Origin of the sequence: Streptomyces sp. 5K101, assembly GCF_046506645.1 — a bacterium.
Lineage (GTDB): Bacteria > Actinomycetota > Actinomycetes > Streptomycetales > Streptomycetaceae > Streptomyces.
Map to the genome: position 1 here is coordinate 330,541 of NZ_JBKFFO010000007.1, position 20,849 is coordinate 351,389.

General features: G+C 69.6%; 15 protein-coding genes. 3 read left to right on the forward strand and 12 right to left on the reverse strand.

What is annotated here, in order from left to right; all coding sequences use genetic code 11:
- Positions 1–137 precede the first annotated feature (137 nt).
- Entirely contained in the window at positions 138–2,294 is a 2,157-nt protein-coding gene (locus ACLB9X_RS16790) for an alpha/beta fold hydrolase (protein ID WP_410361155.1), read from the forward strand.
- Between the two features lie 265 nt (positions 2,295–2,559).
- Here ACLB9X_RS16790 and ACLB9X_RS16795 read toward each other — a convergent pair whose 3' ends face one another.
- From ACLB9X_RS16795 to ACLB9X_RS16850, 12 genes are all read right to left on the reverse strand, one after another.
- Positions 2,560–3,630 (reverse strand): ABC transporter ATP-binding protein, encoded by a 1,071-nt coding sequence (locus ACLB9X_RS16795; RefSeq protein WP_410361156.1) that lies wholly within the window; start codon positions 3,628–3,630, stop codon positions 2,560–2,562.
- Complete coding sequence (locus ACLB9X_RS16800) at positions 3,623–4,594, reverse strand: ABC transporter ATP-binding protein (RefSeq protein WP_410361197.1); 972 nt, start codon at positions 4,592–4,594, stop codon at positions 3,623–3,625. Before ACLB9X_RS16800 ends, ACLB9X_RS16795 begins: the two co-directional genes overlap by 8 nt.
- A gap of 51 nt (positions 4,595–4,645) precedes the next feature.
- On the reverse strand, positions 4,646–5,626 hold the full coding sequence (locus tag ACLB9X_RS16805) for an ABC transporter permease (protein WP_410361157.1): 981 nt from the start codon (positions 5,624–5,626) through the stop codon (positions 4,646–4,648).
- Entirely contained in the window at positions 5,619–6,542 is a 924-nt protein-coding gene (locus ACLB9X_RS16810; protein ID WP_410361158.1) for an ABC transporter permease, read from the reverse strand. Before ACLB9X_RS16810 ends, ACLB9X_RS16805 begins: the two co-directional genes overlap by 8 nt.
- A 76-nt stretch (positions 6,543–6,618) precedes the next feature.
- Positions 6,619–8,247: an ABC transporter substrate-binding protein gene (locus tag ACLB9X_RS16815; RefSeq protein WP_410361159.1), complete on the reverse strand. Its 1,629-nt coding sequence runs from the start codon at positions 8,245–8,247 to the stop codon at positions 6,619–6,621.
- 195 nt (positions 8,248–8,442) lie between these two features.
- Positions 8,443–9,594, reverse strand: coding sequence for an ABC transporter ATP-binding protein (locus ACLB9X_RS16820; RefSeq protein ID WP_410361160.1), 1,152 nt, complete (start codon positions 9,592–9,594; stop codon positions 8,443–8,445).
- Entirely contained in the window at positions 9,587–10,645 is a 1,059-nt protein-coding gene (locus tag ACLB9X_RS16825) for an ABC transporter ATP-binding protein (RefSeq protein WP_410361161.1), read from the reverse strand. The genes ACLB9X_RS16820 and ACLB9X_RS16825 overlap by 8 nt, the downstream gene beginning before the upstream one ends.
- Before the next feature lie 11 nt (positions 10,646–10,656).
- Positions 10,657–11,625 carry an ABC transporter permease gene (locus tag ACLB9X_RS16830; RefSeq protein ID WP_410361162.1) on the reverse strand — a complete coding sequence of 323 codons (969 nt, stop codon included), beginning with the start codon at positions 11,623–11,625 and terminating at the stop codon, positions 10,657–10,659.
- On the reverse strand, positions 11,618–12,547 hold the full coding sequence (locus ACLB9X_RS16835; protein WP_410361163.1) for an ABC transporter permease: 930 nt from the start codon (positions 12,545–12,547) through the stop codon (positions 11,618–11,620). Before ACLB9X_RS16835 ends, ACLB9X_RS16830 begins: the two co-directional genes overlap by 8 nt.
- 139 nt (positions 12,548–12,686) lie before the next feature.
- Positions 12,687–14,303 (reverse strand): ABC transporter substrate-binding protein, encoded by a 1,617-nt coding sequence (locus ACLB9X_RS16840; RefSeq protein ID WP_410361164.1) that lies wholly within the window; start codon positions 14,301–14,303, stop codon positions 12,687–12,689.
- Between the two features lie 400 nt (positions 14,304–14,703).
- The gene (gene typA / locus ACLB9X_RS16845) at positions 14,704–16,611 is read right to left on the reverse strand and encodes a translational GTPase TypA (protein WP_410361165.1); all 1,908 of its coding nucleotides are present in this window, start codon (positions 16,609–16,611) and stop codon (positions 14,704–14,706) included.
- A 438-nt stretch (positions 16,612–17,049) separates the two neighbouring features.
- Positions 17,050–19,398 carry an ABC transporter family substrate-binding protein gene (locus ACLB9X_RS16850; protein ID WP_410361166.1) on the reverse strand — a complete coding sequence of 783 codons (2,349 nt, stop codon included), beginning with the start codon at positions 19,396–19,398 and terminating at the stop codon, positions 17,050–17,052.
- A gap of 318 nt (positions 19,399–19,716) precedes the next feature.
- On the opposite strand from ACLB9X_RS16850, the gene ACLB9X_RS16855 reads away from it, so the two are divergent.
- Positions 19,717–19,959, forward strand: coding sequence for a hypothetical protein (locus ACLB9X_RS16855; RefSeq protein ID WP_410361167.1), 243 nt, complete (start codon positions 19,717–19,719; stop codon positions 19,957–19,959).
- A 51-nt stretch (positions 19,960–20,010) separates the two neighbouring features.
- The gene (locus ACLB9X_RS16860) at positions 20,011–20,832 is read left to right on the forward strand and encodes a hypothetical protein (protein ID WP_410361168.1); all 822 of its coding nucleotides are present in this window, start codon (positions 20,011–20,013) and stop codon (positions 20,830–20,832) included.
- Positions 20,833–20,849 lie beyond the last annotated feature (17 nt).

The following is a 20,849-nucleotide window of genomic DNA, read 5'->3' on the forward strand; positions in this document are numbered from 1 at the left end:
GGTCCAGTTGCATGTGCCCGGAGGGTTCTTACCCACCTTGCGCTACGGATCATAACTATCCGTGCCCACGCATCGATCGGTGCACGGCAGCAAAGGGGGGCGCACAAGCGCGGCTCCGGTGCCCTAGGTTCGGTGCCATGACAGCGACGCAGCAGCTCTCCTTTCCGCGTCAGTCGGCGCGGACCCAGCGCTTCACGCTCGGCGCCCCCCGGTCCTTCACCGTGTCGCCGGACGGTTCGCGGGTGGTCTTCCTGCGGTCGGCGTCCGGCACGGACCGGACCGGCCTGCTCTGGGTGCTCGACCTCGACGGGGCCGCGCCCGCGGAACGGCCGGCCGCCGACCCTCGCGACCTCCTCGGCGGCTCGGCCGAGCACCTGTCACCCGAGGAGCGGGCGCGGCGTGAGCGCAGCCGTGAGGGGTCGGCGGGCATCGTCGGCTACGCGGTGGACCAGGCGGTCGAGTTGGCGGCGTTCGCCCTGTCCGGGAGGCTGTTCACGGCCGAGCTGCGGGCCGGGACGGCGCGCGAACTGACCACTCCGGGGCCGGTGATCGACCCCCGGCCCTCCCCCGACGGGCGGCACGTCGCCTACGTCGCCGGGGGCGCTCTGCGGGTGACGGGCGCCGAGGGCGAGGGGGACCGCGCGCTGGCCGAACCGGAGGACCGGAACGTCACCTGGGGTCTGGCCGAGTTCATCGCCGCCGAGGAGATGGCGCGTTCGCGCGGCTTCTGGTGGTCGCCCGAGTCCGACCGGCTGCTCGTGGCCCGCGCCGACGACCGGGAGGTGCGGCGTTGGTGGATCGCGGACCCGGCGCATCCGGACCGGGAGCCGGCCGAGGTCGCGTACCCGGCGGCCGGGACGCCCAACGCCGAGGTCCGTCTGTACTTCGTCACCTTGGACGGCCGGCACACCGAGGTCTCCTGGGACCGCGTCCGCTACCCGTACCTCGCGCGCGTGCACTGGTCGGCCTCCGGCCCGCCGCTGCTGCTCGTGCAGGCCCGCGACCAGCGCACGCAGCTGTACCTGGTGGTCGACCCGGAGACGGGAGGCACGCGGACGGTGCACGTGGACGAGGATCCGGCGTGGCTGGAACTGTTCCCCGGCGTGCCCGCGTGGGCGCCCGAGTCCTCGGGCGCGCACGGTTTCGGCGGCGGGCGGCTGGTGCGGATCGCCGACGAGGGGGGCGCGCGGGTGCTCGTGGTGGGCGACCGGGTGCTGACGGGCGCGCAGTTGCAGCTGCGCGCCGTGCTCGACATCGGCGAGAGCGATGTGCTCGTGTCGGCGGCGGCGGGCGAGGACGCCGCGGATCCGGAGATCGGCGAGATCCACGTGTACCGGGTCAACGAGCTGGGCGTGGAGCGCGTCTCGGACGGGCCGGGTGTGCACGCGGCCGTCCGCTCGGGCCCGGTCACGGTCCTCGCGTCGTCGGTCACCGGGGCGAGCGGCACGAGCGTGCGCGTGCTGCGGGGCGGCAAGCAGGTCGCGGAGGTCGTGTCGTACGCGGAGCGGCCGGTGCTCACGGCCCGCCCGCGGCTCGTCGAGGCGGGCGAGCACCGGATTCCGTGCGCGGTGCTGCTGCCGACCGGCTACCGGGAGTCGGACGGCCCGCTGCCGGTGCTGCTCGATCCGTACGGCGGGCCGCACGGCCAGCGGGTGCTGGCCGCGCACAACCCGTACCTGACCTCCCAGTGGTTCGCCGACCACGGCTTCGCGGTGATCGTCGCGGACGGGCGGGGCGCGCCGGGCCGCTCCCCCGCCTGGGAGAAGGCGGTCAAGGACGCGTTCACGCTGACGCTCGACGACCAGATCGAGGCGCTGCAGGCGCTGGCCGGATCGCATCCGCTGGATCTCGGCCGGGTGGCGATCCGCGGCTGGTCGTACGGCGGCTACCTCGCGGCGATGGCGGTGCTGCGCCGGCCGGACGTCTTCCACGCGGCGGTGTCGGGCGCGCCGGTGACGGACCTGCGGCTGTACGACACGCACTACACGGAGCGCTACCTGGGCGACCCGGCCGCGCAGCCGGAGGTGTACGGCGCGAACTCCCTGGTCGGCGACGACGGTCTGACGGTGGCCGAGACGCCGAACCGGCCCCTGATGATCATCCATGGTCTGGCGGACGACAATGTGGTGGTCGCCCACAGTCTGCGGCTGTCGTCGGCGTTGCTGGCCGCGGGCCGTCCGCACGAGGTGCTGCCGCTCACGGGCGTGACGCACATGACTCCGCAGGAGCAGATCGCGGAGAACCTGCTGCTGCTCCAGGTGGACTTCCTGAAGCGGTCGCTGGGCCTGGCCTGAACGGGCCCCGGAAGGCGGACGAGGACACGAATCGAGCCACCGCGACGTGGCCGGGAACGGGCGGGTGGCCGGCCGGGGTCCCATGGCGAGACCCCGGCCGGCCCAACGGCACCCGCACGGCCGTACGCTGTTCAGCGTGACGCGTTCGTATATCGGAGTTGCGACAGTCAAGTTGCCTGCGCGTTAACGCATTTGGTGCGCGTATCTCCTGCTTTGCGCCGCGTTCCGACGGCCTGTCATGCCGGTCGCCCCACCGATCCGCGGGTCAGGGGGACGTGGAGAGCGTCGTCCCGCCGCCGTCCGGCCGGTCCCCGCCCGGCACGACATGGCGTTCCTCCGCGAAGTGGCACGCCGACGGATGCTGTACGGGTCCCTCGGCGGTCCGCAGATGGGCGGGCACGGCGAGCAGCGGCACCTCCCGTGCGCAGCGCTCCTGCGCCTTCCAGCACCGGGTGCGGAACCGGCAGCCCGAGGGGATGTTCGTCGGCGACGGCACGTCCCCGGTGAGGATGATCCTCTCCCGGTGCTCGCGCGCCTCGGGGTCCGGGACCGGGACGGCCGACAGCAGTGCCTGGGTGTACGGGTGGGTGGGGTGGTCGTAGATCTCGGCGTCCTTGCCGATCTCCACCACCCGCCCGAGGTACATGACCCCGACCCGGTCGGAGATGTGGCGCACGATCGACAGGTCGTGGGCGATGAAGACGTACGACAGGTCGAACTCGTCCTGCAGCTTCTCCATCAGGTTGATCACCTGCGCCTGCACCGACACGTCGAGCGCGGAGACCGGTTCGTCGGCCACGATGATCTCGGGCCGCAGCGCGAGCCCGCGCGCGATGCCGATGCGCTGGCGCTGTCCGCCGGAGAACTGGTGCGGATAGCGGTTGATGTACTCGGGGTTGAGCCCGACGACGTCCAGCAGCTCCTGCACCTTCTGCCGGCGCAAGCCCTTCGGCGCGACCTCGGGATGGATCTCGTACGGCTCGCCGACGATGTCGCCGACGGTCATGCGTGGGTTGAGCGAGGTGTACGGGTCCTGGAACACCATCTGGATGTTCCGGCGCACGGCCTTGAGCGCGCGCCCGGACAGCTTGGTGATGTCCTCGCCCTTGTACCGGATCGAGCCGGCCGTGGGCCGCTCCAGGTGCACGAGCATCCTGGCGAGGGTGGACTTGCCGCAGCCCGACTCCCCCACGATCCCGAGCGTCTCCCCGGCCAGCAGGTCCAGGTCGACGCCGTCGACGGCCTTGACCGCGCCGACCTGCTTCTTGAACAGGACGCCGCGGGTGAGGGGGTAGTGCTTGTACAGGCCGCGTACCGTCAGGATCGCCTCAGCCATTCAGGGCCTCCTCCCAGAAGTGGCACGCGCTCCCGCGTTCCTCGTCGACCTCGTACAGCGGCGGCTCGTCCGTGCGGCACACGTCCCGGGCCAGCGGGCAGCGCGGGTGGAAGGCGCAGCCGGGTGGGATGCGCATCAGGTTGGGCGGCAGGCCCTTGATCGCGTACAGCGCCCGGCCCTTCCGGTCCAGGCGCGGGATCGATTCCAGCAGACCCCGGGTGTACGGGTGAGCGGGGGACTTGTAGATGCCGTGGACGGGGGCGGTCTCGACGATCCGGCCCGCGTACATGACCGCGATCCGGTCCGCGACGTCGGCGACGACGCCGAGGTCGTGGGTGATCAGGATCAGGCCCATGTCGAGTTCGCGCTGGAGCTCGGCGAGCAACTCCATCACCTGCGCCTGCACGGTGACGTCCAGGGCGGTGGTCGGCTCGTCGGCGATGATCAGGTCCGGCTCCAGGGAGAGCGCCATCGCGATCATGATGCGCTGGCGCATGCCGCCGGAGAACTGGTGGGGATACTGCCCGACGCGCTCCTTCGCGGCCGGGATGCGGACCCGGTCCATCAGCTCGACCGCCTTGGCCCTGGCGTCCTTCCGGGACATGCCCCGGTGCACGACGAACATCTCGCCGAGCTGGTCGCCGACGCTGAGCACGGGATTCAGCGCGGAGAGCGCGTCCTGGAAGATCATGGCCATCTCGGCTCCCCTGACCCTCCGCCGCTCGTCCTCCCCCAGCTTCAGCAGGTCGCGCCCCTTGAACAGGATCTCGCCGCCCGCGATCCTGCCGGGCGGCATGTCGAGGATCCCCATGACGGCCTGGGCGGTGACGGACTTGCCGGAGCCGGACTCACCGAGGACGGCGAGCGTCTCGCCCGCGAAGACCGTGCAGTCGACACCGTTGACGGCCTTCGCGACGCCGTCGCGGGTGCGGAACTCGACGTGCAGGTCCCGTACGTCGAGCAGCGGCCCCGGCCCGGCGGGCGCGGCTGGGGTGACGGACACGGCTGACACCTCCTAACGCAGCTTCGGGTCGAGGGCGTCGCGCACCGCGTCGCCGAGCATGATGAACGCGAGCACGGTGACCGCCAGCGCCCCGGCCGGCCAGAGCATCATGTGCGGGGCATTGCGGACGTAGGGGGACGCCGAGGAGATGTCGATGCCCCAGGAGACGGTCGGCGGCTTCAGTCCGGCGCCGAGGTAGGAGAGCGTCGCCTCCAGCGCGATGTAGGTGCCGAGGGCGATCGTGGCGACGACGATCACGGGTGCGACGGCGTTGGGCGCGATGTGCCGCAGCAGCATGCGGCTGTGGGACGCGCCGAGGGCCCGCGCAGCCTGCACGTAGTCGTCCTGCTTGGCGGTGATGACCGAGCCGCGGGCGATACGGGAGATCTGCGGCCAGCCGAGCAGCATCATGAAGCCGACGACGGGCCATACGGTGGTGGAGTTCACGACGGACAGCAGCACGAGGCCGCCGAGCACGACGGGGATGCCGAAGAAGATGTCGGTGAGCCGGGACAGGATCGCGTCCCCGAAGCCGCCGAAGAACCCGGCGAGCGACCCGAGTACGGAGCCGAGCAGCGCGACGCCGAGCGTGGCGCAGACGCCGACGGTGACCGAGGTCCGGGCGCCGTAGACGGTCCGCGTGTAGACGTCGCAGCCCTGCCCGTTGAAGCCGAACGGATGGCCGGGCTGCGAGCCCTCCTGGGCCCTGGCGAGATCGCACGAGAGCGGGTTGCCCGAGGCGATCAGGGAGGGCCACAGGGAGATGACGACCAGGAAGGCGATCACCAGGGCGGAGACGACGAAGACCGGGTTGCGCCGCAGGTCGCGCCAGGCGTCGGACCACAGGCTGCGCGGCTTGCCGGACGGCCCGGCGCCGTGCGGGCCACCCGGCGCCCTCTCGAGGGTTTCCCCCTCGCTCATCGCGAGGTCGGCTCCGCCGCCCGCTCCCGTGGACGCGATGGCGTTGTCGTCGAAGGGCTGCTGCTCAGGCATACCGGATCCTCGGGTCGAGCACGGCGTACAGGAGGTCGACGAGCAGGTTCGCCAGCAGGAAGACGAGGACGAGCACGGTCACGAAGCCGACGACGGTCTGGGTGTTCTGCCGGAGGATCCCCTGGAAGAGCTGGTAGCCGACGCCGTGGATGTTGAAGATGCGCTCGGTGACGATGGCACCGCCCATCAGGGCGCCGACGTCCGTGCCGATGAAGGTGACGACCGGGATCAGCGAGTTGCGCAGCAGGTGGCGGCGGATGACCCGCCCGCGGGGAAGGCCCTTCGCCTTGGCCGTACGGACGTAGTCGGAACGCGAGTTCTCGGCGATCGAGGTCCGGGTGAGCCGGGTGACGTACGCGAGGGAGACCGAGGCGAGCACCAGTCCGGGCACGATCAGTTCGTCGAGGCGGGCGTCGGAGGAGACGGACGGGTCGATGACGGCCCATTTGATGCCGAGCAGCAGCTGGACGATCAGACCGGTGACGAAGGTCGGCACGGCGATGACCACCAGGGTGATCAGCAGGACGCCGGTGTCCACCGGGCGGCCGCGGCGCAGCCCGGTGACGACGCCGAGGGTGATGCCGATGAGGATCTCGAAGAAGACGGCCACGAGGGTGAGCCGGATGGTGACCGGGAAGGCGTCGGCCATCAGCTCGGTGACCTTCTGCCCGTTGAACGCGGTGCCGAAGTCTCCGGTGAAGAGGTTGCCCATGTAGGTCAGGTATTGCTGCCACACGGGCTTGTCGAGGCCGAACTCCTTGCGCAGCCGGGCGGCCGTGGCGGGGTCGCACTGCCGGTCGCCGCAGAGGCCGGCGATGGGGTCGCCCATGATGTTGACCATCAGGAAGATCAGCAGCGTGGTGCCGAAGAAGACCGGGACCATCTGCAGCAGACGCCGGATCACATAGCGGCCCATGAGGCGCTCCTGGGGTCGTCGTGGGAAGGGGGACGGCCCGGCGCGCGCGGTGCGCCGGGCCGGTCGGCTTCCGCCGTCAGCCGACCGTGATCTCTTCGTAGACGGGGACGCTGAACGGGTTCAGGGCGACGTGGGAGATCCGCTCCGAGTAGCCGGCGCTGCCGTTCTGGTACCAGAGCGGGATGGCGGCCATCTCGTCCCGCACGACCCGCTCGGCCTCCTTGAAGATCTCGACGGCCCTGGCCTGGTCGGTCTCGGCGTTGGCCCGGTCGACGAGGTCGTCGAACCTCTCGTTGGTCCACTTGCCGTCGTTGGAGGAGGCGTTGGTGTAGTAGAGCGGCTGCAGGAAGTTCTGGATCAGCGGGTAGTCCATCTGCCAGCCGGCCCGGAAGGGGCCGGGCATCTTCCTGTCCCCGATCTGGTTGCGGAAGTCCGCGAAGGTGCCGACGGGGGCGCCGACGCAGGCCCTGTCGTTGCCGAGGGCGTTGTTGATGGAGTTGCAGACGGCGTCGACCCAGTCCTTGTGCGAGCCGGTGTCCGCGTTGTACGTGAGCTTCACCTGGCCGCCGGGGATGCCGCCGCCCTCCTGGATGAGCCGCTTGGCCGCCGCGGGGTCGTACGCGCACGCGTCGCCGCACAGGGTGTCGTCGAAGCCGCCCTCCGTGCCGAGCACCGGGGAGGTCCAGTCCTTGGCGGGGGTGCGGGTCTTCTGGAAGATCGTGTCGGTGATCTGCTCGCGGTTGATGGCCCGCGACAGCCCGGTGCGCACCTTGGCCCCGTCCGGGGTGTTCCACGCCCTGTCGTAGAAGGGGAACGCGATGGTCTGGAGGATGCCCGCCGGTGCGTTGATGTACCGGTCCCCGAGGTCGGCCCGGACGTTCTTCAGCTGGGCGGCCGGGACGTCGTCGACGAGGTCGATGTTGCCCGCGATCAGGTCCGTGTAGGCGGTGTTGTTGTCGGTGTAGACGATGAGGTCGATGCCGCCGTTCTTCGCCTTGTCCGGGCCCTTGTACCCGTCCCAGCGGCGCAGCTGCGCCATGGAGCCCTTCTGGTAGGAGTTCAGGGTGTACGGTCCGTTGCCGATCGGCTGGGAGATCCAGGCGTCGTGGTCCTCGAAGAAGGCGCGGGGCAGCGGGGCGAAGGCCGCGTAACCGAGGGTGTCGGGCCAGGTGGAGAACTTCTGGCTCAGCCTGACCGTGAAGCGGAGGTCGTCGACGACCTTCAGCCCGGACATCGTCTCCGCGGTGGCCTCGCCCTTTTCGGGGTGGACCTGTTCGTAACCCTCGATGTAGCCGAAGAAGTAGGCGTTCTTCTGGTTGTTCCTGAGGTGGGCGCCGTAGTTCCACGCATCGACGTACGACCTGGCCGTGACCTTCTCGCCGTTGCTGAAGGTCCAGCCCTCCTCGAGGGTGACCGTGAAGTTCCTCGAGTCGGTGCTCTCGATGCTCTCGGCCATCATGTCCCTGGCCGCGCCGGTCTTCGGGTCGTACCGCTTCAGGCCGCGGAAGATCATGTCCAGTACCTTGCCGCCCTGCACCTCGTTGGTGTTGGCCGGCTCCAGGGGGTTCTGCGGGTCGGTCCAGGAGGACTTCACGATCCCGTTGGCGCCGCTGCCTCCGCCCTCGGTCCCGCCGCCGCAGCCCGCGGCCGCCAGGGCGACGACGACCGCGCATGCGGCCCACTTGGCGTGCGTGGCTCGACGCATGGGGGTTCCTCCCGTGTCCTCGGCATGACTTAGGACCGTATATCACCCCAAAGCGGATCCGAGGCAGCGTCCACGCCCGGGCCGGTCGACGCCCTCCGGCGCCCCGGAATCCGGCCGGGGTGGCGGTCGAATCCGCGTACGAGAGGGCCCCGCCCGCCGCGGTGCGGCAGACGGGGCCCTCGGATGCGCGGATGACTAGTGCACCGCGTGGACGACGTCCTTCTCCTCGGCGAAGTGGCACGCCGACTCGTGCGCGGCCGGGGAGTCCGAGCCCTGGAAGCGCTCGGGGACCGCCAGCAGCGGCACCTCGGTGGCGCACTTGTCCTGGGCCTTCCAGCAGCGGGTGCGGAAGCGGCAGCCCGACGGCGGGTTGGCCGGCGAGGGGACGTCACCGGTGAGGATGATCCGCTCGCGACCCTCGCGGGCCTCGGGGTCGGGCACCGGGACGGCCGACAGCAGCGCCTGGGTATAGGGGTGCGTCGGGTGGTCGTAGATCTGCACGTCGGTGCCGATCTCGGCCATCTTGCCGAGGTACATGACGCCGACGCGGTCCGAGATGTGACGGACGATCGACAGGTCGTGCGCGATGAAGACGTAGGACAGGTTGAACTCGTCCTGCAGCTTCTCCATCAGGTTGACGACCTGCGCCTGCACCGACACGTCGAGCGCGGAGACCGGCTCGTCGCAGATGATGATCTCGGGGTTGAGCGCGAGACCGCGGGCGATGCCGATGCGCTGGCGCTGTCCGCCGGAGAACTGGTGCGGATAGCGGTTGATGTACTCGGGGTTGAGCCCGACGACGTCCAGCAGCTCCTGCACCCTGCGGCGCCGGTCGCCCTTCGGGGCCACCTCGGGGTGGATCTCGAAGGGCTCGCCGATGATGTCACCGACCGTCATACGCGGGTTGAGCGAGGTGTACGGGTCCTGGAACACCATCTGGATGTTGCGGCGCACGGCCTTGAGCGCGCGCCCCGACAGCTTGGTGATGTCCTGGCCCTTGTAGAACACCTCGCCCGCGGTGGCGCTCTCCAGCGTCATCAGCAGCTTGGCGACCGTGGACTTGCCGCAGCCGGACTCGCCGACGATGCCGAGCGTCTCGCCCTGGTAGAGGTCGAAGGAGACCCCGTCCACGGCCTTGACCGCGCCGACCTGCTTCTTGAAGAGGATGCCCTGGGTCAGCGGGAAGTGCTTGACCAGGTCGCGCACCTGCAGGATCGGCTCACCGCGCTGGACCGGGGCCTCGATCGCCGCCACCGCCTCCTGGGTGGTGGCGGCGTCGACCGTCTCCACCTCGGTGACGTTGGGAGTCGCGTCCACGGCCTCGTCCGTCTTCCTCAGCTCAGCCATGGATCGTCTCCTTCCAGAAGTGGCACGCGCTGCCGCGGCCGGGCAGCTCGGTGCCGTCCTGCTCGGTCACCGGCGCGAGGGCCGGGATCTCGGTGCGGCAGATGTCGTCCGCCTTGGGGCAGCGCGGGTTGAAGGCGCAGCCCGTCGGGATCTTGAGCAGGTTGGGCGGCAGGCCCTTGATCGCATAGAGCTCCTGGCCCTTCTGGTCCAGGCGCGGGATCGAGTCCAGCAGACCCCGGGTGTAGGGGTGCGCCGGCCGCTTGTAGAGCTCGTGGACGGGGGCGGTCTCGACGATCCGGCCCGCGTACATGACCGCGATCTTGTCCGCGACGTCGGCGACGACGCCGAGGTCGTGGGTGATCAGGATCAGGCCCATGTTGTACTCGCGCTGGAGCTCGGCGAGCAGGTCCATCACCTGCGCCTGCACGGTGACGTCCAGGGCGGTGGTCGGCTCGTCGGCGATGATCAGGTCCGGCTCGAGGGCCAGGGCCATGGCGATCATGATGCGCTGGCGCATACCGCCGGAGAACTGGTGCGGGTAGTCGCCCACGCGGGCCTTGGCCGCGGGGATCTTCACCCGGTCCATCAGCTCGATGGCCTTGGCCCGGGCCTCCTTCTTGGACAGGCCCTGGTGCACCCGGAACATCTCGCCGAGCTGGTAGCCGACGGACAGCACCGGGTTCAGCGAGGACAGCGCGTCCTGGAAGATCATGGCGATCTTCCGGCCGCGGATCCTGCGGCGCTCCTCGGCGGACATGGTGAGCATGTCCTGGCCGCGGAAGAAGATCTGGCCCTGCGGGATGCGGCCGGGCGGCATGTCGAGGATGCCCATGATGGCCTGGGCCGTCACGGACTTGCCGGAGCCGGACTCACCGAGGACGGCGAGCGTCTCGCCCGCGTCCACGCTGTAGTTGACGCCGTTCACGGCCTTGGCGACACCGTCGCGGGTGTGGAACTCCACGTGCAGGTCGCGCACTTCGAGCAGATGGCCCTCGTAGGCCCCGGTGTCCCGGGGTGCGGGGGCGTCCGCCGTCTTGTCGATGGTCGTCACGTACGCCTCCCTCAGCGCATCTTCGGGTCGAGGGCGTTGCGTACCGCATCGCCGAACATGAGGAACGAGAGCACCGTGATCGAGACCATCACCGAGGGGATGATCAGCACGAACGGCGCGTTGCGCAGCTGCTCGCGGCCGCTGGAGACGTCCACGCCCCAGGACACGGTCGGCTCGGCGAGGCCGACACCGAGGTAGGACAGCGTGGCCTCGGCCGCGATGTAGCCGCCGAGCGCGATGGTCGCGACGACGATGATCGGGGCGAGCGCGTTGGGCAGCACGTGCTTGAACAGGATGCGGGTGGTCGAGGCGCCGAGCGCCTTGGCCGCCACGACGTAGTCGGCCTGCTTGATGGTGATGACCGCACCGCGGGCGACACGGGCGATCTGCGTCCAGCCGAGGAAGACCAGGGCGAGGATGACGACCCAGATGGCGCGCTTCTCGAAGCTGGTGAGGACGACGAGGGCGCCGAGCATGAACGGGATGCCCATGAAGATGTCGGTGAGCCGCGACAGCAGGGTGTCGGTGATGCCGCCGAAGTAGCCGGCCAGCATGCCGACGATCGTGCCGAGGACGCTCACCAGCGCGGTGACGCCGACGCCGACGATGATCGAGGCGCGGGCGCCGTAGATGACACGCGCGTAGATGGAACGGCCCTGGCCGTCGTAACCGAACCAGTCCGGGGCGAAGAAGTGGCCCCAGTTCGGGGCCTGCAGGAAGTGGTTGGCGAGGTCGGCGTCACGCGGCGAGGCCGACGTGAACAGGCTCGGGAAGGCCGCGATCGTCAGCAGCAGCACGATGAGGGCGGCGGAGACCAGGAACAGGGGGTTGCGGCGCAGGTCGCGCCAGGCGTCGGACCACAGGCTGCGCGCCTTGTCCGGCTTGGGACCGCTCACCGCGAGCGCGGTGTCCGGCGCGGCGGCGGTGGTGGTCTCGGCGGTCGCGGTGGACGCCGGGGTGGCGGCGGTCTTCTCAGGCATACCGGATCCTCGGGTCCAGGACCGCGTAGAGCAGGTCGACGAGCAGGCTGGCGAGCAGGTAGACGAGGACGATCAGCGAGGCGATGCCGACGACCGTGGCACCCTCGCGGCGGAACAGCGCCTCGTAGATGGCGTCACCGACGCCCTGCACGTTGAAGATGCCCTCGGTGACGATCGCGCCCGTCATGAGGTTGCCGATGTCGGTGCCGAGGAAAGTGACCACCGGGACAAGGGAGTTGCGCATCAGGTGGACGCCGACGATGCGGTGCCGCGGCAGCCCCTTGGCGACGGCGGTGCGCATGTAGTCGGCGCGCAGGTTCTCCGCCATCGACGTACGGGTCAGACGGGCCACGTACGCGAGCGAGAGCGAGCCGAGAACGATGGCCGGCAGCAGCAGGTCGCCGAAGCTCTCGGAGTCCTGCACGGTCGGCGTGGTCAGCCCCCACTGGAAGGCGAACAGGTACTGCATCAGGTAGCCCAGCACGAAGGAGGGCATGGAGATCAGCACGAGGGTGAGGCCGAGCAGGCCGCGGTCGCGCACCGACTCGGGCTTCAGACCCGCGACGATGCCGAGGGTGATGCCGACGATCACGGTGAAGCTGAAGGCGAACAGCGTCAGCCGGATGGTGACCGGGAAGGCCTGGCCGATGATGTCGGCAATGGGGCGCTGGCTGGCGATCTCCGTACCGAAGTCGCCCTGCAGCAGGCCCCCGAGGTAGTTCAGGTACTGCTGCCACAGGGGCAGGTCGAGACCGAGATCCTTGCGGATCGAGGCGACGATCGCCGGATCGAACGCCTGGTCTCCCATGAGCGCTCTGACGGGGTCTCCGGGGAGCGCGAACATCATGGCGAAGATCAGAAAGGTTGACCCGATGAACACCGGGATCATCTGGAGCAGTCGTCGTGCGACGTAGCGCCCCATAGGTGCCTCCGTGAGGGGTTGACACGCCCGGGGGCAGCTCTGAGTGCAGCAGGGTGCCCCCGGACAACCGCCGCCGCCGGATGACCGACGGCGGCGGGTGATGGCCGAGTGGGGATTGGGCCCGTCAAGCGCGTGGCGCTTACTTGACGGTGACTCCGGTCAGCTCGAGGTCGCCGTGGAAGTCGACCTGGACGTTGTCGACGCCCTTGCCGTGGCCACCGTTGATGCGGTAGTACCACAGCGGGATCGCCGGCATCTTCTCGAGCAGCTTCTTCTCGACCTCCTGGTAGCCCTTCACGGACTCCTCCAGGGAGCTGGCCTTGTCGGCCTCCGCCATCATCTTGTCGATCTCGGCGTCCTTGAAGCGACCGTTGTTCGCCTCGGCCTTGGAGTTGTAGAGCTCCTTGATGAAGTTCACGTTGACCGGGTAGTCGGCCACCCAGCCACCGCGGTACATCGACTTCACCTGGTCGTTGTCACGGGCCTCGAGGTCCGTGGCGAAGTCCGGCTTGGCGTCGCCGACGCAGTCGACACCGGTCGCCTTGCGGATGGACTCGCAGACCGCGGTCACCCACTCCTTGTGGCCGCCGTCGGCGTTGTACTGGATCATGATCTTGTTGCCGGGGACGCCGCCGCCCTCGGTGACCAGCTGCTTCGCCTTGGCGGGGTTGTACGTGAAGACGTCCGTGCCCAGGTCCTGGTTGCCCTTGACCTGCGGCGGCGTGAAGCTCGTCGCGGGGGTACGGGTGTTGTTCAGGACGGTCTTGGTGATCGTCTCACGGTCGATCGCCATGGACAGACCCTGGCGGACCTTCGGGTCCATGTCCTTGAACGTCGCGGTGTAGAAGGCCGGGACGAGCGTCTGGATCGCCGCGTACGGCTGCTCGATGGCGCCGTTGCCGAGGTCCTGCTTGTACTTCGGCAGGTCGGTCGGGCCGACCTGGCGGATGATGTCCAGGTTGCCGGAGACGACGTCCTGGTACGCGGCCTCGACGGTCGCGTAGTTCTTGAACTGGATGCCCTTGTTCTGCGCCTTGTTCGGGCCCTGGTAGTCAGGGTTCGCGGCGACCTGGATGAGCTTCTTGTGGGTCCACTTCTCGAACTTGTACGGGCCGTTGCCGATCGGCTTCTGGCCGAACGCCTTCGGGTCGTCGTAGAAGACCTTGGGCAGCGGGGCGAACGTCGCGTAGCCGAGCTTGTAGTTGAAGTACGGGACCTTCTCGGTCAGCTCGATGGTGAAGGTGGTGTCGTCCACGACCTTCAGACCCGACATCTTGTCGGACTTCGGCTCACCCTTCTCGGGGTGCACGTCGGCGTAGCCGGCGATGTCGCTGAACCAGAAGCTGTTTTGCTGCTGGTTCTTGACGTTGGCGTACCAGTTCCACGCATCCACGTACGACTGCGCGGTGACGGCCTCGCCATTGTGGAACTTCCAGCCGGACTTGAGCTTCACGGTCCAGGTCTTGGAGTCCGTCGTCTCCACGGACTCGGCGTTCGTGTAGACGATGTTGCCCTTGGCGTCGAAGTCCAGCAGCTGGGTGAAGAGCGACTGGATCACGTACGAGCCGAGCGTCTCGTTCGTGTCTGCCGGGATCAGCGGCTTCTGCGGCTCACCGACGTCGATCGAGACGTAGCCCGCGGGCTTGCCCGAGGCGTTGTTCTTCTCCGAGCCACTGTCGCTGCCGCCACAGGCAGTCGCCGACAGGGCGACGACGATCGCCCCCGCGACCCACTTGGCGCTCTTGGCACCGCGCATGGGTTCCTCCTCATGAGTCCACTTGTCACTACAAGAAGGGCACTGGAAGCTGCGCCGACACCCCTGACGGCGCTGTGTCAATGCCCCTAGTGTGCTCGTGAGTCGGCGCTCCCCACAGCGCGTGACCCATTGACCCGAGCTCAACGGAGCCAACTATTAAGTACGTCCGGGCGGTAAACCACACTTAAAGGGTCTCGTTTTGACAACATCAGCAGGTGTCCACAGATCGAAATCCGGACAAAGCGAGCACAGACAGACACCCCCGAAACGGACCGTTAACACATGTTCCGGAGAGCGACGGCCGATATGCGGACACTCGGACCGTTAAAAAGAGTTGACGAACGGCCCGGCCCCCCACAGTGTCTGCGGGGGGCCGGGCCGTTCGTCAGGACCTGCTGGGTCAGCCGTGCTTGGCACGCGAGGCGGCGCGGCCGCGCTCCTTCTGGTCGAGGACGACCTTGCGGATGCGCACGGCCTCCGGAGTCACCTCGACGCACTCGTCGTCGCGGCAGAACTCCAGGGACTGCTCCAGCGAGAGCTTGCGCGGCGGGACGATCGACTCCGCGACATCGGCCGTGGAGGAGCGCATGTTGGTGAGCTTCTTCTCCTTGGTGATGTTCACGTCCATGTCGTCCGAGCGGGAGTTCTCGCCGACGATCATGCCCTCGTAGACCTCGGTGCCCGGCTCCACGAAGAGAACGCCGCGCTCCTGAAGATTCGTCATCGCGAAGCCCGTGACCGAGCCGGCCCGGTCGGCGACCAGCGAACCGTTGTTACGGGTCTGCAGGGCGCCGAACCACGGCTCGTGGCCCTCGTGGATCGAGTGGGCGATGCCGGTGCCGCGGGTGTTGGTCAGGAACTCCGTACGGAAGCCGATCAGCCCGCGGGACGGGACGACGAACTCCATGCGCACCCAGCCGGAGCCGTGGTTCGACATGTTGTCCATGCGGCCCTTGCGGACGCCCATGAGCTGGGTGACGGCGCCCATGTGCTCCTCGGGCACGTCGATCGTCATGCGCTCGACCGGCTCGTGGACCTTGCCGTCGACCTCCTTGGTGACGACCTGCGGCTTGCCGATGGTCAGCTCGAAGCCCTCGCGGCGCATCTGCTCGACCAGGATCGCCAGCGCCAGCTCACCGCGGCCCTGCACCTCCCAGGCGTCCGGGCGCTCGGTGTCCAGCACGCGCAGCGAGACGTTGCCGATGAGCTCGCGGTCCAGGCGGTCCTTGACCTGACGGGCCGTCACCTTGCGGTCCTTGACCGCGGCCTTGGCGTCCGCGCCCTTGCCGGAACCGCCCCGGCCGACCAGCGGCGAGGTGTTGGTGCCGATGACCATGGAGATGGCGGGCTCGTCGACGGTGATCAGCGGCAGCGCGATCGGGTTCTCCGGGTCGGCGAGCGTCTCACCGATCATGATGTCCGGGATACCGGCGACGGCGCAGATGTCACCGGGGCCGGCCACCTCGGCGGGCTTGCGGGTGAGCGCCTCGGTCATCATCAGCTCGCTGATGCGTACGTTGGAGATCGTGCCGTCCCGCTTGATCCAGGCCACGGTCTGGCCCTTGCGCAGCTCGCCCTGCTCGACGCGCAGCAGCGCGATACGGCCGAGGAAGTTGTCGGCGTCGAGGTTGGTGACGTGCGCCTGCAGCGGGGCGGCCTCGTCGTACTCGGGGGCCGGGACGTGCTCCAGGAGCGTGCTGAAGAACGGCTCCAGGCTGTCGCTGTCGGCCGGGACGGTGCCGTCCTCCGGCTTGGTCAGCGAGGCGACGCCGTCACGGGCGCACGCGTAGACGATCGGGAACTCGATCTGCTCCTCGGTCGCGTCCAGGTCCAGGAAGAGGTCGTACGTCTCGTCGACGACCTCGGCGATCCGGGAGTCCGGGCGGTCCGTCTTGTTGATGCAGAGGATGACCGGCATCTTGGCCGCGAGCGCCTTGCGCAGCACGAAGCGGGTCTGCGGGAGCGGGCCCTCGGACGCGTCGACGAGGAGGACGACCGCGTCCACCATCGACAGGCCGCGCTCGACCTCGCCGCCGAAGTCGGCGTGGCCGGGGGTGTCGATGATGTTGATGGTGATCGGGGCCCCGCCGTCCTTGGGGTGGTACTTCACGGCGGTGTTCTTGGCCAGGATCGTGATGCCCTTCTCACGCTCCAGGTCGTTCGAGTCCATCATCCGGTCGTCGAGCTGCTCGGCGGCGTGCGCGGCGAAGGCACCGGCCTGCTTCAGCATGGCGTCGACCAGGGTGGTCTTGCCATGGTCGACGTGGGCGACGATGGCGACGTTACGGATGTCGTGGCGCGTGGGCATGCTGGCTGGCGCTTCTCTCGATCGTGGGATGCGGCGTCTTTCCTGGTACGCCCGCCGGGCGGACACGCCACGGCTCCTCCCATGGTACGGGCACGCCGGATGAACGGGCTTCCGGGACGGATGGGGGAAGGCCGGAGGAGGCGGGGATCACGCCGGGGAACGGCGCGCGGGGTGTGATCGCCAGACGGCCGGGGAAACAGGAGGCGTCGTACGGGTGCCGGGCGGCGGACGTGCTGGTCGGGGAGCACGCGGGCAGCCGGCGGCGGCGGGCGGAGCTGGGTCAGGAGGTGGCACGAGCCTGCCCGCCGGCGCGGCCGGCGGGCAAGGGACTTGAGGGACTTCTGAGGTTGTCGGGACGAGGGCCGCTCCGGCGGCCGGGGGCAGCCGCCCCCGGGCCGGACCTACTGCCGGCCGGCCCCCTCGGCCCCGACCGAGGACCTACTGCCGGGCGGCCCCCTCGGCCCCGGCCTTCGCGGCCTGCTCGGCCTTCTTGTAGCCGATGTCCTGGTAGACGGGGGTCGCGAAGCCGAAGGCACCGACGTTGACCAGCGTGGCGCGCACGGCGACCAGCTCGGGACGCTGGAAGAGGGGAATCGACCCCGCCGCGGCCCAGATGCGGGCGTCGGCCCGACGGATCAGATCGCGGGCGGCGTCCTCGTCCAGCTCACCGGCCGCCTGGTCGAAGAGCTGGTCGATGTGGTCCGTGCCGACGCGGGTGTAGTTCTGCTCGACCAGCAGCGAGCCGTCCGACGCGGGCCTGGGCTTGGCGTAGACCGGGCGGGCGTCGGTCGCCGGGTAGGCGGTCGCGGGCCAGGAGTAGAGGGCGAGGTCGAAGTCGCCGGAGGCGATGTGGTCCTTGAAGTAGCTGTCGTCGGACACCTTGACGATCTCGGTGCCGATGCCGATGCGGCGCAGCATCTGCGAGATCTTGTCCCCCACCGTGCGCAGCACCTCGGAGCCGGGGCTCGTCGGGAGCACGAAGCGCAGGCTCAGGGGCTTGCCGTTCTTGCCGACCGCTCCGCCGGCGGCCGCCGGATCGGGGGCGGCCGTGCCGCGCGGGGCGTAGGCCCCGGCCACGCCGTCGCTGTCCCGCGCCGCGGTGTCCTTGCGGCGCTCGGCCGTGCCGTCGCCGTCGGCGAGCGACCGCGCCTGGCGCTCGATCGCGAGGCTCTGGAGGGCGGCGGCCGGGACGGGGGCGAGGACGTGCGTGCGGGGGGCGGTGGAGTCGCGCAGGCGGGCGTCGGTGGGCGGCTTGTCGTCACCGACGACGTAGCGGCCGTCGTCGGATGCGGTGCCGTCCCCGCGGGCGGACGTCCCGTCCGGCCGCTGCGCGTCCTGGCCGGGCTTGCCGTCCTTGTCCTTCTGTGACCCACCGGCCTCGCCGCCCGCCTTGGCCGGACCGGAGGTCTTCAGCGCGCCGCCGGGCGTCCAGCCGGCGTCCGCGAGAAGGTCCTGCGCCTCCTGGGTGTTCTGGTCCCCGAGCGCGCCGCTGTTGTCGCTGTACACGCGCTGCCCGGCCAGTGCGACATGGCTGCCCGGCGGGTCGGCGGGCAGTCCGAGCGGGGTCAGTACGGTTTCGGCCAGCTCCTTGCGGTCGATGGCCCGGGCGACGGCACGCCGCACCCGGTCGTCCGCCAGCGGTCCGGACTCGCCGTTCATCGCGAGCTGGGTGTAGGCGGGCTCCAGCGACTTGCGGACCTGGAAGCCGCGCAGCACCGACTGCTCCGCGGCGTAGCGCGCCTGCGCCTTCGCGGTGCGCTCGCGAGCCTCCCGGGCCGCCTCGGCCAGGCTCTCGTCGGAGCCGTTCGCCTGGGCCCAGGAGGTGAGCGCCGCGGAGGGGGAGATGTCGGAGCCGGGGCCGTGCGCGAGCGGCTTGCCCCCGCGGCCGGCGTCCTTCGCGGCGTAGGAGATACGTTCCGCCGCGGACCGGTCGATGTCCGCCACGTCGACCGCGTCGGCGGTGAGGGCGGCGACGCGCTCCTCCCGCGGCACGGCGGTGAGCACCAGGCTGTCGAGCTTGGCCCGCCGCCCCCACCAGCGCGGATTGCGGACGAGTGTCGTGGCGCCGGCCTTGTGGTCGATCTTCTTGACCGTGAAGGGGCCGGCCGTTCTCGCGAGCCCGGTGCGGGCACCGTCGTTGAAGGCGGCCGGGGTCGCGGTCACCTCCTTCGGGTACAGCGGTGTGAACAGCGCCCGCCAGTCCGCGTACGGCTTGCCGAAGGTGACCTTGACCTCGAGGTCGCTCTTGCCGCGCTCGATCCGCTCGATCCGCTCGTACCCCGCGTTGCGTGCCGTCCAGAACGCGGAGTCCTTGCCGCTCAGCGCGCGCCACTGGGCGAGGAAGTCGGGTGCGCCGATCTCGCGGCCGTCGCTCCACACGGCCTGCTGGTTGAGCTTGTAGAGGACGACCTGCTTGGGCTCGCGCTCGACGATCTCGGCCGATTCCAGGTAGTCGGCGTTGCGCTCGGGACGGCCGTTCTCGTCGAGGACGAACAGCGCGGGCAGCACGGCTCCCGCGATGCGGCTCGTGGTGGCGTCGGCGTCGGCCTGGAAGGTGTTCAGCGTGGCGGGCACGCTGTCGACGGCCCACCGGACGGTGCCGCCGTCGACGGTCATGTCCCGTTCGGCGGGAGCGATGTCCTGGGCCACGGGCTTGCCCGTGTCCTCGTCGTCGCCCGAGCCGCAGCCCGCGAGGACCGGCAGGGCGAGCACGCCGCTGGTGAGCAGCGCGACGGAGCGGAGCCTTCGGGAGCATGTCCGCCCGCGGGGGGCCTCGACCTGGGACATGGCTTGTACCTCTTAGTCCTGGTTTGTCGAATTTGGAGATGATCACACCGATCCCCCCACTGAAGTGGACGAGGGTGACGGGCCGCCGCAGACACGACGGAGGCCCGTCGAAGGTCACCCGCGCGGGTCAACCGCGAATGGCGCACAAGCATGCAAAAAGGAACAAAATGGGGGGAGCGAGACACCAACCACGAGGGGCGCGCCGACAGCGCGTGCGCCGGGAATCCCTGCACATCCCTTCACAAGCCGGGATGTGACGCGCGACACTCTCAGGCGCATGAGCGATGCCACCGCACCCTGCGGAAGTGAGGACACGTCATGTCCCAGCAGGAAGAGATGACGGCGATGCGGCAGCGCATCGACGAGCTGGTCCAGCGCGTCGGGCAGCTGGAGCGGACCGTCGATCAGCTGCGGGTGCCGGGCCGGGCCGAGCCCGGCGGCCGGCCGAAGGAGCCGAGCCGTCCCGAGCTGGTCACCATCCCGGACACTCCGTACAACCACGCCCTGTGGACGGACACGGACGACGAGGGGCTGGGCGCCCGCGACCGGCACGCGCCCTGACCGGCCCGCAGCCCCGGACCTCACCCCATCCCACTCCACCCGGAGTCTTCGTTGGCCACAGGCACCGAACCACCACAAATCGACAAGGGCGTGCACGGGCGGACACGCGCCGCCATCGGTCCCCGCCACCTGCGGAGGGACCGGTGGTGGCTCGCGCCGGCCCTCACCGCCGCCGGGCTTCTCGCCTTCGTCGTCTATTCGACCTGGCGGGCGTTCGCGAACGCCCACTACTACGCGGCGCCGTACGTCTCGCCGTTCTACTCGCCCTGTCTCGCCGAGAACTGCGTGCCGATGCGGGCGGGACCCAACTGGGAGGTCTTCGGCAGCTGGTGGGGGCTGTCCCCGGCCCTGCTGATCCTGATCTTCCCGCTCGGCTTCCGGCTGACCTGCTACTACTACCGCAAGGCCTACTACCGGGGCTTCTGGGCCTCGCCGCCGGCCTGCGCGGTCGCCGAGCCGCACACGACGTACACCGGCGAGACCCGCTTCCCACTGATCCTGCAGAACATCCACCGGTACTTCTTCTACGCCGCGCTGCCCGTCGCCGGGATCCTCACCTACGACACCGCGCTCGCCTTCCGCGACGAGCACTACGCCTGGGGACACATGGGCCTCGGCACGCTCGTCTTCCTGGTGAACATCGTGCTGATCTGGGCGTACACCCTCTCCTGCCACTCCTGCCGGCACATCGTCGGCGGCCGGCTGCGGCACTTCTCCAAGCACCCGGTGCGCTACCGCCTGTGGACCTGGGTCGGGAAGCTGAACGCCCGCCACATGGAGCTCGCCTGGACGTCGTTGTTCAGCGTCGCGTTCGCCGACCTCTACGTGTACCTCGTCGCGACCGGCGCCTTCGACGATCCGCGCTTCTTCTAGGGGAAGGTGCCAACCGA

Coding starts and splice junctions, on each gene's coding strand:
- ACLB9X_RS16790 (WP_410361155.1), top strand. CDS start 138: ATGACAGCGACGCAGCAGCTCTCCTTTCCGCGTCAGTCGGCGCGGACC.
- typA (WP_410361165.1), bottom strand. CDS start 16,611: ATGCCCACGCGCCACGACATCCGTAACGTCGCCATCGTCGCCCACGTC.
- ACLB9X_RS16840 (WP_410361164.1), bottom strand. CDS start 14,303: ATGCGCGGTGCCAAGAGCGCCAAGTGGGTCGCGGGGGCGATCGTCGTC.
- ACLB9X_RS16820 (WP_410361160.1), bottom strand. CDS start 9,594: ATGGCTGAGCTGAGGAAGACGGACGAGGCCGTGGACGCGACTCCCAAC.
- ACLB9X_RS16830 (WP_410361162.1), bottom strand. CDS start 11,625: ATGCCTGAGAAGACCGCCGCCACCCCGGCGTCCACCGCGACCGCCGAG.
- ACLB9X_RS16810 (WP_410361158.1), bottom strand. CDS start 6,542: ATGGGCCGCTATGTGATCCGGCGTCTGCTGCAGATGGTCCCGGTCTTC.
- ACLB9X_RS16805 (WP_410361157.1), bottom strand. CDS start 5,626: ATGCCTGAGCAGCAGCCCTTCGACGACAACGCCATCGCGTCCACGGGA.
- ACLB9X_RS16795 (WP_410361156.1), bottom strand. CDS start 3,630: ATGGCTGAGGCGATCCTGACGGTACGCGGCCTGTACAAGCACTACCCC.
- ACLB9X_RS16815 (WP_410361159.1), bottom strand. CDS start 8,247: ATGCGTCGAGCCACGCACGCCAAGTGGGCCGCATGCGCGGTCGTCGTC.
- ACLB9X_RS16855 (WP_410361167.1), top strand. CDS start 19,717: ATGTCCCAGCAGGAAGAGATGACGGCGATGCGGCAGCGCATCGACGAG.
- ACLB9X_RS16850 (WP_410361166.1), bottom strand. CDS start 19,398: ATGTCCCAGGTCGAGGCCCCCCGCGGGCGGACATGCTCCCGAAGGCTC.
- ACLB9X_RS16835 (WP_410361163.1), bottom strand. CDS start 12,547: ATGGGGCGCTACGTCGCACGACGACTGCTCCAGATGATCCCGGTGTTC.